This is a genomic window from Arthrobacter sp. I3, from assembly GCF_000520575.1.
In the GTDB taxonomy this organism is placed as follows: Bacteria; Actinomycetota; Actinomycetes; order Actinomycetales; family Micrococcaceae; genus Arthrobacter; species Arthrobacter humicola_A.
This window is the reverse complement of record NZ_KI914932.1, coordinates 44,451-59,412: the sequence shown is the minus strand read 5'-3', so window position 1 is coordinate 59,412 and position 14,962 is coordinate 44,451. Positions and strand designations below refer to the sequence as shown.

The window sequence follows — 14,962 nt, the reverse complement described above, 5'->3', positions numbered from 1 at the left end:
CGAGCCGCTGACCCACCTTGATGGCGCCGGCGAGGGCGTGGGCGGACTCGATGGCGGGGATGATGCCCTCGGTGCGGCACAGGAGGCGGAAGGCCTCCATGGCCTCGCTGTCCGTGATGGGCTCGTAGCTGACCCGGCCAATGTCGGCCAGGTAGGAGTGCTCGGGGCCGACTCCGGGGTAGTCCAGGCCCGCGGAGATCGAGTGCGACTCGATGGTCTGGCCGTCGTCGTCCTGCATGAGGTAGGAGCGGGCGCCGTGCAGCACGCCGGGCTTACCGAGGGTGATAGTGGCTGCGTGGCGTCCGGTTTCGACGCCCTCGCCGCCGGCTTCGAAGCCGTAGATCTTGACCGAAGGGTCATCGAGGAAGCCGTGGAAAATGCCGATTGCGTTGGAGCCGCCGCCGATGCAGGCGCAGACGGCATCGGGCAGCCGGCCGGTCTGGTCCAGGATCTGGGCGCGGGCTTCCTCACCGATGACTTCGTGGAAGTAGCGGACCATCGCCGGGAACGGGTGTGCTCCGGCGGCGGTGCCCAGCAGGTAGTGCGTATTGCCCACGTTGGCCACCCAGTCGCGCAGGGCCTCGTTGATGGCGTCCTTGAGCGTCTGGGATCCGTTGGTGACCGGGATGACCGTGGCCCCAAGAAGTTCCATGCGGGCCACGTTGAGAGACTGCCTGCGGCAGTCCTCGGCGCCCATGTAGACCACGCATTCCAGGCCCAGCAGGGCTGCGGCCGTGGCGCTGGCAACACCGTGCTGGCCGGCGCCGGTTTCGGCGATGACGCGGGTTTTGCCCATTCGCTTGGCGAGCAGCGCCTGGCCCAGGACGTTGTTGATCTTGTGCGAGCCGGTGTGGTTGAGGTCTTCGCGCTTGAGGAAGATCCGCACCCCGCCGGCGTGCTCGGCGAAGCGCTTGGCCTCGGTCAGCAGCGATGGCCGGCCCGAGTAGTTCTTGTTCAGGTCGGCGATCTGGGCCGTGAACTCCGGATCGGCCTTGGCCTTCTCGAAGGTGTCCTCGAGCTCGTCCAGGGCCGCGATGAGCGACTCTGGCATCCACCGGCCGCCGTAGTTCCCGAAGTAGGGCCCCGGGGCGTGGCGCAGGGACGGTTCGCCCTGCGCGGGATGCTCCGCGGGGCGGCCGCCCTGCAGGAACGCGTCCACGGTACTTTCGTCAGAGCCGGCTGCTGGTGCATCGACCATCAGTCTCACCATCCTGTTCCACTGCTAGCTTTGGGGATCTGCTGATGAGATCCGCTCATTGGTCCGGGCAAAATCGCGGGCCCGGCACCGCTCACGGTCCGGACGGAGGCGCCAGGACCGGCCGGCCTCAGGCGCGCGCGGCGATTGCCGTCGCGCCGGCAGCCATGAATTCGGCGATCCGCTCGCGGGGCGTCGCGTCACTGACCAGCGCCTCGCCGACCAGGACCGCGTTGGCTCCGCGGGCCGCGTAGTGCTTGACGTCCTCGACGTCGCGCACACCGGATTCGGCGACCAGGAGCGCACCGGAGGGAATGCCGCCGGTCAGCGCCGCGAAGACGGAACGGTCGACGTCGAGCGTCTTGAGGTTGCGTACGTTGACGCCGATGATCCGGGCCTCCGCGGCTACTGCGCGCTCGATTTCCTCCGCCGTATGGGTCTCGACCAGCACGTTCATGCCGAGCTCGCGGCTGAGGGCCGTGAACTCACGCAGCTGGGCGTCCGAGAGCGAGGCCACGATCAGCAGGATCAGGTCGGCGCCGTGCGCCCGGGCCTCCCAGATCTGGTACTCGTCAACCATGAAGTCCTTGCGCAGCAGCGGAATGTCCACGGCGGCCCGGACGGCGTCGAGATCGGCCAGGGAGCCGCCGAAGCGGCGCTCCTCGGTCAGGACGCTGATCACGGCGGCCCCGCCGTCGGCGTACTGTGCGGCGAGGGACGCGGGATCGGCGATGTCCGCGAGCTGGCCCTTGGATGGGCTGCGGCGCTTGACCTCGGCAATCACCTTGAGCTGGTCCCGGGTGCTTGAGGTCCCGCCGAGGGCGGCCCAGGCGTCACGGGCGGGCGCCGCCGCGGCGGCACGCTCCTTCAGCTCCGCGAGCGTAACCAGACGCTGGCGCGCCTGCATATCCTCCCTGACACCGGCATTGATGTCGTCGAGAACGCTCACGCTCAGTGGCCGGAGTTCTTCAGCTTGCTGCCGCCGACGCCGTAGCCGGCCTTGCGCATGGCCCAGCCGGCGAGCAGGCCAATCACCATAACTGCGGCACCTGCAACGAAGATCGGGGTGTTGGCGATGACGAAGGCGATGGACGCAATGAGGGCGCCGATCAGCATCACGATCACGCAGGTCCACGCGGCCGGGCTGTTGCCGTGGCCCGGCGCTTCGCTGTGATCGACGTCGTCGTAGACGCCCTTCGGCGCAGCGGACGTGGATGCGGAAACAGTGGCTTTGCTCATTGAAATCTCCTCAGGATGAATACTGCTTACATTCTGCCATTTTTTGGCTGTGTTGTTTGGCCGCGTTACTGGACCGCGTTGCTTTGGCCGGGTTACCGGCCGCGTTGCTTTGGCCGGGTTACTGGCCGCGTTGCCGGTCGCGCCCGCGGCATCGGCTCAGGTGGGGTCGTCACCGCGGGACAACCGGTCCCAGCTGTCAATCTCGTCCGCGGGGGCGGCCGGCGCATTACCGCCAGCTGCAGTTCCGCCGGCGGCGGGCCCGGCGGCGGCCGCGTCATATTTGGTGCGGGTCTTCCAGTAGCGGCCGGCCGGCACGATCGCCAGGGCGCTGAGGCCCAGCAGGGCTCCGGCGACGACGGCGAGAACGGGGAACACTGTTACGTCCACCTGCACGCTGCTGCCGCTGATTCCGGTGGCGGCCGCGATCGATCCCTGCGCCGCGGCCAGCGGGTCCGCCAGCACGACGGCCGCCGCGGCGACGATGCCCGCGGCCGTGAGGAGGATGATCGCCGTGATCACCCAGCGGGCCACGCGGCCGGCGATGGAGGCCGCGAGGCCGCCGGCGAGGGCCACAAGCGCCAGGGCTGTCACGGTGGTGGCAGCCTTGCTGCCCTGGACCTGCAGGCCGTCCTGGCTGGCCACGGCCGCGCCGAGCTGCGTGGGATCGAGGTGCACTGTGAGCCAGGTCTGGGTGGTGGTCCCGAACACGGCAAGGGCCAGGGCAGCGATCACCAGGACCAGGGTGGACTTGCGGGCCCAGCCCGGGACGGCGGCCCGCCCGGTGCTCTTCACGGTGTTCTTGGCGGTGGCTTCCGGCTCCCCCATCAGGACTCGGCTCCTGCGTCGGACGCTGCGTCAGTGATTGCGTCAACGGTGATGTTGTGCAGCGATCTGGCCGTGTGCACGGCGCGCAGCGGGGCGGCGGCCTTGTTCACGGTTTCCTGTGCCTCGGTCGGGTTCACCGAATCTGCGACGATTCCGCCGCCGGCCTGGACGTACGCGCGTCCTTCCCGGAGCAGGGCCGACCGGATGGCGATCGCCATGTCCATGTCCCCGGCGAAGTCCAGGTACCCCACCACGCCGCCATAGATGCCGCGCCGGTGCGGTTCAAGTTCGTCCAGCAGGCGCAGGGCCCGCGGCTTCGGGGCGCCGGAGAGGGTGCCGGCCGGGAACGTGGCCTTGAGCACGTCGTAGGCCTTGGCGGCCGGGGCGAGCTCTCCGACCACGGTGGACACCAGGTGCATGATGTGGCTGAAGCGCTCGACTTCCATGAATTGCGTGACGTCGACGGATCCTGCCACGCAGACCTTCGAGAGATCGTTGCGGGAAAGGTCGACCAGCATCAGGTGCTCGGCGCGTTCTTTCTCGTCCGCCAGCAGTTCCTCGGCCAGGGCCTTGTCCGCCTCGACCGTCTTGCCGCGCGGACGTGAGCCGGCGATGGGGTGGGTGATGACTTCGTCCCCGGTCACGGTGACGAGGGCCTCCGGCGAGGAGCCGACGATCGTGTATTCGCGGCCGGCGGCGTCCTCGAAGCTGAAGAGGTACATGTAGGGGCTGGGGTTGGTGTTCCGCAGGACCCGGTAGACGTCGAGGGGGTCGGCGCCGCACTCCATTTCGAAGCGGCGGGAGATCACCACCTGGAAGACCTCACCGTCCACGATCGCCTCCTTGCCGCGGTCCAGGGCGGCCAGGTACTCGGTTTCGTCCCAGCGTTCCTGCACACTGGACGCGAAATCCAGGGCGGCCGTCTCCAGCACGGAGACCGGCTGCTCCACGGGGCGGCTGATCTTTTCGAGCAGGGCTTTGACGCGGGCGACGGCGTCATGCCAGGCGTCGTCGACCCGTTCGGTGCTGTTGTCGAAGTTGATGGCGTTGGCGATCAGCAGGACTGTGCCGTCCATGTTGTCGTGGACCGCCATGTCGGTTACCAGGTTGAGGGCCATTTCCGGCAGTTGGAGGTCGTCCTCCGGCGGGCTGGTCAGTTTCTCCCAGTGCCGGACGGTTTCCCAGCCCAGGAACCCGACCAGGCCCGAGGTGAACGGCGGGAGGCCGTCGAAGCGCTCGGTGCGCAGCGCGGCGACGGTGTCGCGGATGGCGTCCACGGGGTTGCCGTCCAGGGGCACACCGACCGGGGGCTCGCCCAGCCAGTGCGCGCTGCCGTCCTTGGTGGTCAGGGTGGCCCGGGAGCGGGAGCCGATGAAGGAATAGCGCGACCAGGCGCCGCCGACCGCCGCCGATTCCATCAGGAACGTTCCGGGCTGGCCATGGGCGAGCTTGCGGTAGAGGCCGATCGGGGTTTCGGCGTCAGCCAGTACCTTGAGCCGGACGGGGATGACTCGGCTGTGGCCTGCGAGTTCGCGGAACTCTTCGAGGCCGGGGCTGATGATTCCAAGGTCCTGCATGGCTGTGCTTTCCGCCTGTTCTTTAGGTGGACCTGCGACCGGATCCGGTCATGGGATCCTGCCTGGGGTCCGGTTCGTGAAGCTGTGGAAGCGCCGGGGCGCTCTGCCGGTGTGCCGGGCGCCTAGCCTCCGTGGCCGACGACGGCGTCGAGCTCGCGGCCGTCGAAGCACGTCCGGGTTCCGGTGTGGCAGGCCGCGCCGACCTGGTCGACCCGCACCAGCAGCGCATCGCCGTCGCAGTCCATGGCGAGCGACTTGACCCACTGCACGTGCCCGGAGGTGTCTCCCTTGCGCCAGTACTCCTGGCGGGAGCGCGAAAAGAACGTCACGCGCCCGCTGGTCAGGGTGCGGTGCAGCGCTTCGTCGTCCATCCAGCCCAGCATCAGCACCTCGTGGGTGTCGAATTGCTGGACGATGGCGGCCACCAGCCCGGCGCTGTCGCGCTTGAGCGCGTCCGCCAGTCCGGCCGGAAGGGGGCTGCCGCTGACGGAACTGCGATCGACGGCGCTGCCGTTAATGGCGCTGCCGTTAATGGCGCTGCCGTTGGTGGGGCTGGGGGCGGAGGCGGGCTGCTCAGACATCAGATCAAGTCTAGTGCCTCCGGGCCGGTCGCCGGCCTGCGGACAGGTCCCACCGCTTAACACTGGCGCGCCAATCGGCCCGGCACCGCGGTCCGGCCCTGCATCATGCGGCCGGGCGCGGTTGCGGCGGCGATTCCTGTGCCCACGCACGGCCGTCTCGTGCTAGTTTCACAAGTGATGCATTTCGTCGAACCGTCCCGAGAAGTCCTGGCCGAAACCCTGCTGGCGGCCGGCCCTGATGCCGCCACGCTCTGCACAGGTTGGCTCACCCGCGATCTTGCCGCGCACCTGTACCTGCGCGAGCGGAAAATCGCCGTCGGACTGGGCCTGCTGATCAAGCGCCTGTCCAAGGCCTCGGACCAGGCGACGGCCGAGCTGGCGGGCACCCTGAAGACCACCGAGGACTACGCCAAGCTGGTCAACGACTTCCGGGCCGGTCCCCCGGCGCTGTCCCCGCTGCGGATCAAGGCGCTGGACGAAAGCTCCAACCTGATCGAGTACTTTGTGCACACCGAGGACGTCCGCCGCGCCGTGGACCGCTGGGCCCCGCGCGCCCTGGACCAGGCCTACTCGGACGCGCTGTGGGATGAGCTCGTCAAGCGGGCCGCGATCCTGTACCGCGGCGTGGATCTGGGCATCGTGCTGGTGAGCCCCTCGGGTCCGCGGCATGTCGCCAAACGCGCCCCCGTATCCGTGGCCATCGTCGGCGAACCGGGCGAGCTGCTCATGCACGCCCACGGCCGCACCCGCCACGCCCTCGTGACCTTTGAAGGCCAGCCGGACGCCGTCGCGCTCCTGCAGTCCGCCGAAGTCGGCCTCTAATCCCCACCCGCGCCCTAACCTCGCAAGCTCGGCCAGGGAACCCGGCGGGCGTGGGCCCAGGCACAACCAACGATTCTTAGCGGACCTCAAATGCCCATCCGCGCACTAGCCTCGCAAGCTCGGCCAGGGAACCCGGCGGGTGGGGACTAGCGGACTTCGAAGCCTGCGTCGCGGATCGCGGCCTTGACCTGCGCGATCATGTCCAGCGGGCCGAAGTGGAAGACCGAGGCCGCCAGGACGGCGTCGGCGCCCGCTGCCACGGCCGGCGGGAAGTGCTCCGGCTTGCCGGCGCCGCCGGAGGCGATGAGCGGGACCTTGACCCCCGCCCGCGCCAGGCGGATCAGTTCCAGATCGAAGCCGTCCTTGGTGCCGTCGGCGTCGATCGAGTTCAGCAGGATTTCACCCACCCCGCGGTCGGCCGCTTCCCGCGCCCAGGCGATCGCGTCGATGCCGGTCCCCTGCCGTCCGCCGTGCGTGGTGACCTCGAAGCCGGACGGGGTGGGCTGCGAGCCCGGACGGGTCCGGCGCGCGTCGAGGGAGAGCACCAGGACCTGGGAGCCGAAGTGCCGGGTGATCTTGTCGATCACGTCCGGCCGGGCCACGGCTGCGGTGTTGATGGCGGCCTTGTCCGCGCCGCAGCGCAGGAGTTTGTCCACCTCGGCCACGCCACGGACCCCGCCGCCGACCGTCAGCGGGATGAAGACTTCCTCGGCGGTGCGGCGGACGACGTCGAACGTGGTCTCCCGGTTGCCGGAGGACGCTGTGACGTCAAGGAAGGTCAGCTCGTCGGCGCCGCTGTTGTCGTAGCGGTGCGCCAGTTCCACCGGGTCCCCGGCGTCGCGGAGGCCCTCAAAGTTGATGCCCTTGACCACACGGCCGGCGTCGACGTCGAGGCACGGGATGACGCGCACGGCAACAGTCATGACTTCTCCTGGTACTTGCAGGCGGGTAATTGCTGCAGGGTGATTGCTGAAGGTTTTCCTGGCGGGACCCGGCGAGGCGGGGAGCCTAGATGCGGCAGGCGTGGATGCTGCTGACCAGGATGGCGCGGGCGCCGAGGTCGTAGAGCTCGTCCATGATCCGGTTGGTTTCCCGCTTGGGCACCATCGAGCGGACGGCCACCCAGTCCGAATCGCGCAGCGGCGACACGGTGGGCGACTCCAGGCCGGGGGTGAGCCCGGCGGCCTGCTCGACGAGTTCCTTGCGGATGTCGTAGTCCATCAGCACGTACTGCCGGGCCACGAGGACGCCCTGGAGCCGGCGGATCAGGACCTCCGTGGCAGGGTTCTGCTCGCCCTTGCGGCCAATCAGCACGGACTCCGAATTCAGGATCGGCTCGCCGAAGATCTCCATGCCGGCAGCCTTGAGCGTGGTGCCGGTCTCGACGACGTCGGCAATCGCGTCGGCGACGCCGAGTCGGACGGAGGATTCCACGGCGCCGTCAAGGCGGACCACCTTGGCGTTGATGCCGCGTGCGGCCAGGTAGCCGCGCAGCAGTCCGTCGTAGCTCGTGGCCAGGCGCTTGCCCTCGAGCTCGGCGACCGTGGTGAAGTCGCCGACCGGGCCGGCGAAGCGGAAGGTGGAAGCGGCGAAGCCCAACGGCAGCAGCTCCTCAGCCTCGACCTCCGCGTCGAGCAGCAGGTCGCGGCCGGTGATGCCGACGTCGAGCGTTCCCTGGCCCACGTACACAGCAATGTCGCGCGGGCGCAGGAAGAAGAACTCAATGTCGTTGTCCGGGTCCACCATGACAAGCTCGCGGGTATCGCGGCGCTGGCGGTAGCCTGCTTCGGCCAGCATGGCCGCGGCAGCTTCGGACAGGGATCCCTTGTTCGGGACGGCAACTCTAAGCATGGGAAAAGTCTCTCTTGGGTGCGGAAGTCTCTGTTGGGGCACATCGGCCACGCGGTGCACGGGATCCGCCAGCGAAGTCATGGCGGTGTCCGGTGCGGGCGCGGCTACAGATGCTTGTAGACGTCTTCCAGGGTGAGTCCTTTGGCGAGCATCAGAACCTGCAGGTGGTAGAGCAGCTGGGAAATCTCCTCGGCGGCGGCCTCATCGGATTCATACTCCGCAGCCATCCAAACCTCGGCTGCTTCCTCCACGACCTTCTTGCCGATGCCATGGACTCCGGAATCCAGTTCGGCGACGGTGCGGGAGCCCTCCGGGCGGACGGCTGCCTTTTCACTCAGTTCTGCGAACAGCGACTCGAAATTCTTCACGCCCCCAAGCCTACTTGCTCCCGGAGCGGGAACGCCCGCCGGGGCGTTGCATGACGGCGGAGATGTGAGGCACTACATATCCAGCACGGCCGGCGCGGCCGGCACACTCAGCCGGCGCGGGCGGCCAGGGAGGCGCCCGCACCGGCAAAAGCTGCAGCTTGGCGGCTCAGCCGAACTGCTTGAGCGTCACTGCCGTGGCCAGGGCGGCGGTAACCGCCTCGTGACCCTTGTCCTCGGTGGATCCGGGCAGGCCTGCCCGGTCGAGCCCCTGCTGCTCGGTATCGCACGTCAGCACGCCAAAGCCCACGGGAACCCCGGTGCGGACGCTGACCTCGGTCAGGCCCAGGGTGGCCGCCTCGCAGACATATTCGAAGTGCGGGGTGCCGCCCCGGATGACGACGCCGAGCGCCACGACGGCGTCGAAGTGCGGTGCCAGCCGGGCCGCCGCGACCGGAAGCTCAAACGTCCCGGGCACGCGCAGGACCGTCGGCTCACTGATCCCGGCGTCCTTCGCGGCGCGCAGGGCGCCGTCGAGCAGTCCGTCCATGATCTGGGTGTGCCAGCTCGCGGCCACAATGGCGAGCTTGAGCCGTGAGGTTTCTTCGGGCTTGAAGGTGCTGAGGTCGATCTGGGGGGCGCCGTGGCCGCTCATAGGGTATTCCTTGCTGTTGAGTCTGATGGTCGTGTTGCTGCCCGGTCAGTCCTGGTCGTGCTCGAATCCGGACAGGCCGGCGGCCGGAGCCGGTTCAACGTCCAGGACCAGGCGGTGGTCCATCCGGTCCTTCTTCGTCTGCAGGTAGCGGATGTTCTGCTCCCGGGAGGGGACCTCCGTGGGGACCATCTCCACCACCTTGACGCCTGCCTGCGCGAGCCGGTCCTGCTTGTCCGGGTTGTTGCTCAGCAGCCGGATCTCGTGAAGACCCATCTCCGCGAGGATCTGGGCCGCGGCCTTGTAGCAGCGCGCGTCGACCGGCAGCCCGAGCTGTTCGTTGGCCTCCACGGTGTCAAAACCGGCCTCCTGCAGGGCGTAGGCCTTCATCTTGTTCGCCAGGCCGATCCCCCGGCCCTCCTGGCCGCGCAGGTACAGCAGGGTGCCGCCGAGTTCGTTGATCAGCTCGAGGGCATAGGCCAGCTGCTCACCGCAGTCGCAGCGGTAGGAGCCAAACACATCGCCGGTGAGGCACTCCGAATGGAGGCGGACCAGCGGTGGCTGGCCGTCAACCGGCGCCATCGGTGAACTGACGGCCAGGTGCTCCGCGCCGGTGTCGAGGTCGGTCCAGGCCTGTGCCACGAAGTCGCCGAAGGCGGTGGGCAGCTGGACGATGGGTCCTGCGCTGACCGGATGCGGTTGACGGTCCATGGCCGTCTCTTCTCGGGTCTCCGAAGTCGTCACTATTTCTCCTCCATCAGACTGGGGCCGCTGCGTGGCTGCCGTGCTGTTCCGCTTCAAGATACGCCACCAGATCCGCAATCGAAATCAGGGGGCAGCCATGCTCGATGGCGAAACCGCGCAATCCGTCCAGCCGCATCATTTCTCCGTTGTCGTACACAAGCTCTGCTATCACGCCCACGGGCTCCAAGCCCGCGAGCCGGCACAGGTCCACGGCCGCTTCGGTGTGGCCGGGACGTTCCCGCACTCCCCCCTTAACGGCGCGGAGGGGGAAAACATGCCCGGGGCGGGTCAAGGAATTTGGCCGGCTTTGCGGGTCGGCCAGGATCCGGGCCGTCAGGGCGCGGTCCGTGGCGGAAATTCCGGTGCTGACACCCACGGCGGCGTCGCAGGACACGGTGTAGGCGGTGCCCTTCGCGTCTTCGTTGATTGCCACCATTGGCGGCAGCGCCAGGGCGTCGGCCCGGTAGGCGTCGAGCGGTACGCAGATCACGCCGGAGCTGTAGCGGACTGTCCAGCCCATCAGCGCGGGGGTGGCGTGCTCGGCGGCGAAAATGATGTCGCCTTCGTTCTCGCGGTCCTCGTTGTCCACCACCAGGACGGGCCGCCCGGCTGCCATGGCGCTGATGGCGTCCTCGATCGGATCGAGGCCTGCACGCCCGGTGCCGGCAGCGGCGGCGCGAAGCACCCCGGCCACATCATGGTCGGGCTGGTCCGTGACCCGGCTCATTTCGCGGCCCCGTCCGTGAGGGCGGCTTCTCCGTCGGAACCTTCGGCTGCCCTGTGCGCGGCGGGCGACGAACCGCCGGCAAAGGACAGCAGGCGTTCGGTGTACTTCGCCAGGACATCGACTTCAAGGTTTACATGGCCGCCGGGTGTCTTCTGGCCCAGGCCGGTCTCGGCCAGGGTGGTCGGGATGAGCCCTACTTCAAACCAGGGCGCCGGATCGTTGGCCGGGCTGACTGCCGTGACGGTGAGGGAGACGCCGTCGACGGCGATGGATCCCTTTTCGGCGATGTACCGGGCCAGCCCGGCCGGCACCGCGAACCGCAGCCGGTCCCAGTTGCCAAGCCCCTCGCGCTCCACGAGTTGCCCGACGCCGTCGACGTGGCCCTGGACCACGTGGCCGTCCAACCGTCCCCCGGCGGGGACGCAGCGTTCCAGGTTGACGGGATCGCCCGCAGTGAGTTCTCCGATCGTGCTGCGGACCAAGGTCTCGCCCATAACGTCAACGCTGAAGTCCCTGCCGTCGATCTGCGTGGCGGTGAGGCAGACGCCGTTGACCGCTATGGAACCGCCCAGGGCGAGACCGTCCGTGGTGCCGGGTGCGTGGAGCCGTACGGTGGCGCTGCTGTCCCCGTTGCGCTCAACGGAGAGCACCTTTCCCTGCTCGGCGATAATTCCGGTAAACATCAATTGCCTCCTGCGGCGGTGTCCGCGCCGGTGCGGTGCGGGGTGGTATCGGATGAAGTAGGGGTGGCGGCCGGGCGAAGATGGAGCCGGAGGTCGCGGCCGAGGACCTGGACGGCGCCGCCGGATGCCGGGTCCCATTCCCAGCGCTGGGCATCGGCCAGGGTGGTGATGCCGAGGTCGTCCAGGGCGGCGGTGCCGGAGCCGAGCAGTGTGGGCGCCAGGTAGACGATGAGTTCGTCGACCAGGCCGGCGGCCAGGAAAGCGCTCAGGATCCGGGAGCCGCCCTCCACCATGAGGTGCCGGACGCCGTGTGCGAACAGCTGGTCCAGGGCCTCGCGCGGGTCGCGGGTGGCCAGGTGCAGGACGTTGCCGTCGGCTCCGTGGATGGCGGCGTCGTCGGGAATGCCCCGGTACCCCATCACGGCGCGCAGCGGCTGTTTGCCTTCTGCTTCGCCGTCGCCGTTCCGGGCGGTGAGCCGGGGGTTGTCGATCAGGACCGTCTGGGTGCCCACCAGGATGGCGTCTATCCTGCCGCGCAGAGCGTGGTTGTCGGCGAGCGATTCCGGGCTGGATATCCATTGGCTGGTGCCGTCGCTGGCGGCGATGCGGCTGTCGAGGGTCTGGGCGATATGCAGGGTGACGAACGGCCGTTTGGCGGCGACGGCGTCGAACCAGCGCCGGTTCAGGTCCAGCGCCGACTCGGCCGCCAGCCCGGAGCGGACGCGGACGCCCGCGGCCCGGAGCGTCACTGCGCCGCCGGCGGCCGGGTCGTGGGGATCGTCGACGGCGTAGATGACGTCGGTGATGCCGGCGTCGATGATCGCCTGCGCGCAGGGGCCGGTGCGCCCACAGTGGTTGCAGGGCTCCAGCGTCACCACGATCGCCGCGCCGCGGAGGTCCCGGCCCGCCGCTTTCGCCTGGCCGATGGCGTCGGCTTCGGCGTGGGCAGTCCCGGCTCCGCGGTGGTAACCGGTGGCGAGGTGCGTCCCGTCGGTCCCGACGACGACGGCGCCGACGAGCGGGTTGGCGCCCCGCGGGCCCTGCGCCGCGGCGGCCAGGGCAGCCTGCATCGCAGCATTCTCGGCAGCGTTAAACGCGGCAGTGCCGGACGGGGCGGCGCTGAATCCGGCGCTCACGCCGGCGGTGTTGAGGGCACTCACTTGGCCACCACGGGGTCGGGGAAGACGGTTTCGACCGTGACCGGCCGGTTCGCCAGCCTGGAGGCACGCCACCAGACAAAGAACCCGGCCAGGGTGAAGAAGCCGTAGAAGAGGTACATGACGGCGCTGGCGTAGTAGCCGGCGCTGAACAGCAGTGGCACACCGACGATGTCCACCGCCACCCAGATGAGCCAGAACTCCGTCCAGCCCCGCGCCATGCCGTATGTCGCGAGCAGCGAGCCCATGAACGTCCACGCGTCGGCCCAGACCGGCGGGTAGGAGCCGAGGGAGTCGAAGACCGGGGTAAGCGCCATGGTGCCGGCCACGAGGCTGAGGGCAAGAATCACCCGGGTCTGGTTGCCGGCCCAGCGCGGCGCGACGGCAGTGCCGCCGCTGCCGGACTTCCTGCCCTGCTGCCAGCGGTACCAGCCGTAGAGGGCGACGCCGATGAACATGACCTGGCGTCCGGCCTGGCCCCACAGCGTGGCCGGCGTGGCGGAACCGAAGACGTTGCCCAGGAAGACCGTCAGGAGCAGCAAGTTGCCGGCGATGCCGACGGGCCATGCCCAGACCCGGCGGCGCATGCCGCCGACGGCGCTGGCGAGGCCAAAGATGTTGCCTAGCACTTCACGAAGAATCAGGACAGATCCGCCTACGGGGATCTGCGCTTCGAAGAGCCATCGCAAGGGGTCCATGTGTGTGTCGTTCCTTCCCTCAAGAACCGCGATGGCTCCGGGGGTATACGACAGCGCAATTATGCGGCGCCGTTGGGGCGCCGCAGTAACAGCTGTACGTGCTTCTCTCATCCAGACTTTAACTGTCGGTACCGGAATTTCACCGGTTCAACCGTTTGCCGGCTTCCTTCCCGAGGGAGGGCGCTGGCGCGCGGGTCGCGGACTGTCACCGCCGGTTCGGACTTACACCGACCCCGGAGCACGTATGTGTGTTGTTATTCTGACACAACTGCGGCCCTGCCCGGGCTATTCCCCGGATGCCGATGTTACGCCCGGCGTCATCTTCGCAGCAGTTCCCTGCCGGGACCGCGCGTCAGCGGGACCCCGCCGCCCGGAGCCTTTCGACAGCCGCCGCCGGATCCGCGGCGCCGTAGACGGCTGACCCCGCAACAAAGACGTTCGCCCCCGCCTCTGCCGCGCGCACGATCGTCTCCTCGGTGATGCCGCCATCCACCTGCAGTGCCACCGCGACGCCGGAGCCGTCAATGGCAGCGCGGGCCCGCCGGATCTTGGGCAGCGTCAGGTCCAGGAAAGACTGCCCGCCGAAGCCTGGCTCCACCGTCATGATCAACAGCAGGTCCAGTTCCGGGAGCATGTCCAGATAGGGCTCCACGGGGGTGCCCGGACGCAGCGCCATGCCGGCTTTGGCCCCGCGGGCGCGCAGTTCCCGCGCGAGTTTGATCGGCGCGATCGAGGCTTCGGCGTGGAACGTCACCGAAGCAATCCCCGCGTCGGCGAAGCCCGGCGCCCAGCGGTCCGCGTCGGCGATCATCAGGTGGGCGTCCAGCGGCACCGGGCTGACGGCCTGGATGCGCTGCACCACAGGCAGCCCGATGGTCAGGTTGGGCACGAAATGATTGTCCATGACGTCCACATGCACCGCATCGGCATTGCTGATGCGGCGCAGTTCGGCCTCAAGGTTGACGAAGTCAGCCGAAAGGATGCTCGGGTTGATGCAGCACTGGGCCATGGATTTCCTTCACGTTCGTACTTTGCTGGTTCGTTCTTGGTGGCAGGGCCCCAGTATCAGCGAAACTCAGGCCAACTTGCGAATCAGCGCCAGGAACATGGCGTCCGTCTGGTGCACGTGCGGCCAGAGCTGGGCGGTGAGCTCGTGCCCGGCCTCGAGGTGGCCGGTGAGGCTGACGCCGTCCAGCACGGCGCCGGCGTCGAGGAGTTCGAGGTCCTCGCGCTTGCGCAGGGCATCACTGACGACGGCGGTGGTCTCTGCCGGGTGCGGCGAACATGTCACGTACGCCACCACGCCGCCGGGCTTGACGGCGTCGATCGCGGAGTTGAGCAGCTGGCGCTGCAGCGGGCCAAGGTCCACGAGGTCCTTGGGCGTGCGCCGCCAGCGCGACTCCGGACGCCGGCGCAGGGCGCCCAGGCCGGTGCACGGGACATCCACCAGGACGCGGTCGAACGACTCCGGCTGCTCGGCGCCAATGTCGCGGCCGTCCCCGGTCCTTACCTCCCAGGCCTCCCGCGGGACCGCGGACAGGGCCTGCCGCACGAGTTTGGCGCGGTGCGGGGCGGATTCGTTGGCCAGCAGGTGGGCGCCCCGCTGCCGGGCGAGGGCTCCGAGCAGGGCGGCTTTGCCGCCGGGACCGGCACAGAGATCCAGCCAGCGCTCCCCCGCGCCCCCGCTGTCCGTCCCCGCCTCGCCGCCAGAATTTGTGCCGGGGTCTGCGCTGATGTTGTTGTCGGGTCCGGCGCCGGGGGTTGTGCCGAGATCGACGGCGGCCATGGCGCGGGCCACGAGCTGCGAACCGACGTCCTGGACTCGGGTGCTTCCGTCACGGACCGA

The 14,962-nt window shown here is 68.8% G+C and carries 18 protein-coding genes and 1 riboswitch; of the genes, 1 reads left to right on the top strand and 17 read right to left on the bottom strand.

What is annotated here, in order from left to right; all coding sequences use genetic code 11:
* The 6 genes from trpB to hisI all read right to left on the bottom strand — a co-directional run.
* Positions 1-1,198 (bottom strand): tryptophan synthase subunit beta (gene trpB / locus Y706_RS25515; RefSeq protein ID WP_043436172.1); only part of this gene is annotated, 1,198 nt, incomplete at its 3' end.
* Positions 1,199-1,325: 127 nt separating this feature from the next.
* Positions 1,326-2,144, bottom strand: coding sequence for an indole-3-glycerol phosphate synthase TrpC (trpC, locus tag Y706_RS0113875; protein WP_028277045.1), 819 nt, complete (start codon positions 2,142-2,144; stop codon positions 1,326-1,328).
* A 2-nt stretch (positions 2,145-2,146) separates the two neighbouring features.
* Positions 2,147-2,434 (bottom strand): HGxxPAAW family protein, encoded by a 288-nt coding sequence (locus tag Y706_RS0113870; protein ID WP_018772470.1) that lies wholly within the window; start codon positions 2,432-2,434, stop codon positions 2,147-2,149.
* 156 nt (positions 2,435-2,590) lie between these two features.
* On the bottom strand, positions 2,591-3,259 hold the full coding sequence (locus Y706_RS0113865; protein ID WP_043436171.1) for a Trp biosynthesis-associated membrane protein: 669 nt from the start codon (positions 3,257-3,259) through the stop codon (positions 2,591-2,593).
* On the bottom strand, positions 3,259-4,836 hold the full coding sequence (locus Y706_RS0113860; RefSeq protein WP_028277043.1) for an anthranilate synthase component I: 1,578 nt from the start codon (positions 4,834-4,836) through the stop codon (positions 3,259-3,261). Before Y706_RS0113860 ends, Y706_RS0113865 begins: the two co-directional genes overlap by 1 nt.
* Positions 4,837-4,958: 122 nt before the next feature.
* Positions 4,959-5,417: a phosphoribosyl-AMP cyclohydrolase gene (hisI, locus tag Y706_RS0113855; protein ID WP_028277042.1), complete on the bottom strand. Its 459-nt coding sequence runs from the start codon at positions 5,415-5,417 to the stop codon at positions 4,959-4,961.
* A gap of 177 nt (positions 5,418-5,594) precedes the next feature.
* Here hisI and Y706_RS0113850 point away from each other — a divergent pair, with 177 nt between their 5' ends.
* The gene (locus Y706_RS0113850; protein ID WP_028277041.1) at positions 5,595-6,239 is read left to right on the top strand and encodes a TIGR03085 family metal-binding protein; all 645 of its coding nucleotides are present in this window, start codon (positions 5,595-5,597) and stop codon (positions 6,237-6,239) included.
* 146 nt (positions 6,240-6,385) lie between these two features.
* Here the strand turns inward: Y706_RS0113850 and hisF are convergent, their stop codons facing one another.
* From hisF to Y706_RS28250, 11 genes are all read right to left on the bottom strand, one after another.
* Positions 6,386-7,162, bottom strand: coding sequence for an imidazole glycerol phosphate synthase subunit HisF (gene hisF, locus Y706_RS0113845; RefSeq protein ID WP_028277040.1), 777 nt, complete (start codon positions 7,160-7,162; stop codon positions 6,386-6,388).
* An 85-nt stretch (positions 7,163-7,247) separates the two neighbouring features.
* Positions 7,248-8,090, bottom strand: coding sequence for an ATP phosphoribosyltransferase (gene hisG / locus Y706_RS0113840; protein ID WP_028277039.1), 843 nt, complete (start codon positions 8,088-8,090; stop codon positions 7,248-7,250).
* A gap of 104 nt (positions 8,091-8,194) precedes the next feature.
* Complete coding sequence (locus Y706_RS0113835; RefSeq protein WP_018772463.1) at positions 8,195-8,458, bottom strand: phosphoribosyl-ATP diphosphatase; 264 nt, start codon at positions 8,456-8,458, stop codon at positions 8,195-8,197.
* Positions 8,459-8,624: 166 nt separating this feature from the next.
* Positions 8,625-9,110, bottom strand: a complete 486-nt coding sequence (gene ribH, locus Y706_RS0113830) for a 6,7-dimethyl-8-ribityllumazine synthase (RefSeq protein ID WP_028277038.1) — start codon at positions 9,108-9,110, stop codon at positions 8,625-8,627.
* Positions 9,111-9,155: 45 nt separating this feature from the next.
* Positions 9,156-9,818 (bottom strand): GTP cyclohydrolase II, encoded by a 663-nt coding sequence (gene ribA, locus Y706_RS0113825; protein ID WP_156945151.1) that lies wholly within the window; start codon positions 9,816-9,818, stop codon positions 9,156-9,158.
* A gap of 46 nt (positions 9,819-9,864) precedes the next feature.
* Entirely contained in the window at positions 9,865-10,578 is a 714-nt protein-coding gene (ribB, locus tag Y706_RS0113820) for a 3,4-dihydroxy-2-butanone-4-phosphate synthase (protein ID WP_028277036.1), read from the bottom strand.
* Positions 10,575-11,261 carry a riboflavin synthase gene (locus Y706_RS0113815; protein WP_028277035.1) on the bottom strand — a complete coding sequence of 229 codons (687 nt, stop codon included), beginning with the start codon at positions 11,259-11,261 and terminating at the stop codon, positions 10,575-10,577. Before Y706_RS0113815 ends, ribB begins: the two co-directional genes overlap by 4 nt.
* Positions 11,261-12,331, bottom strand: a complete 1,071-nt coding sequence (gene ribD, locus Y706_RS0113810) for a bifunctional diaminohydroxyphosphoribosylaminopyrimidine deaminase/5-amino-6-(5-phosphoribosylamino)uracil reductase RibD (protein WP_043436177.1) — start codon at positions 12,329-12,331, stop codon at positions 11,261-11,263. Before ribD ends, Y706_RS0113815 begins: the two co-directional genes overlap by 1 nt.
* A gap of 86 nt (positions 12,332-12,417) precedes the next feature.
* Positions 12,418-13,116, bottom strand: coding sequence for a nicotinamide riboside transporter PnuC (pnuC, locus tag Y706_RS0113805; protein WP_028277033.1), 699 nt, complete (start codon positions 13,114-13,116; stop codon positions 12,418-12,420).
* 94 nt (positions 13,117-13,210) lie between these two features.
* Positions 13,211-13,362, bottom strand: a riboswitch (FMN riboswitch).
* 106 nt (positions 13,363-13,468) lie between these two features.
* Positions 13,469-14,125, bottom strand: a complete 657-nt coding sequence (rpe, locus tag Y706_RS0113800) for a ribulose-phosphate 3-epimerase (protein WP_028277032.1) — start codon at positions 14,123-14,125, stop codon at positions 13,469-13,471.
* Positions 14,126-14,191: 66 nt separating this feature from the next.
* A partial coding sequence (locus tag Y706_RS28250; protein WP_043436170.1) for an RsmB/NOP family class I SAM-dependent RNA methyltransferase occupies positions 14,192-14,962 on the bottom strand: 771 nt, incomplete at its 5' end.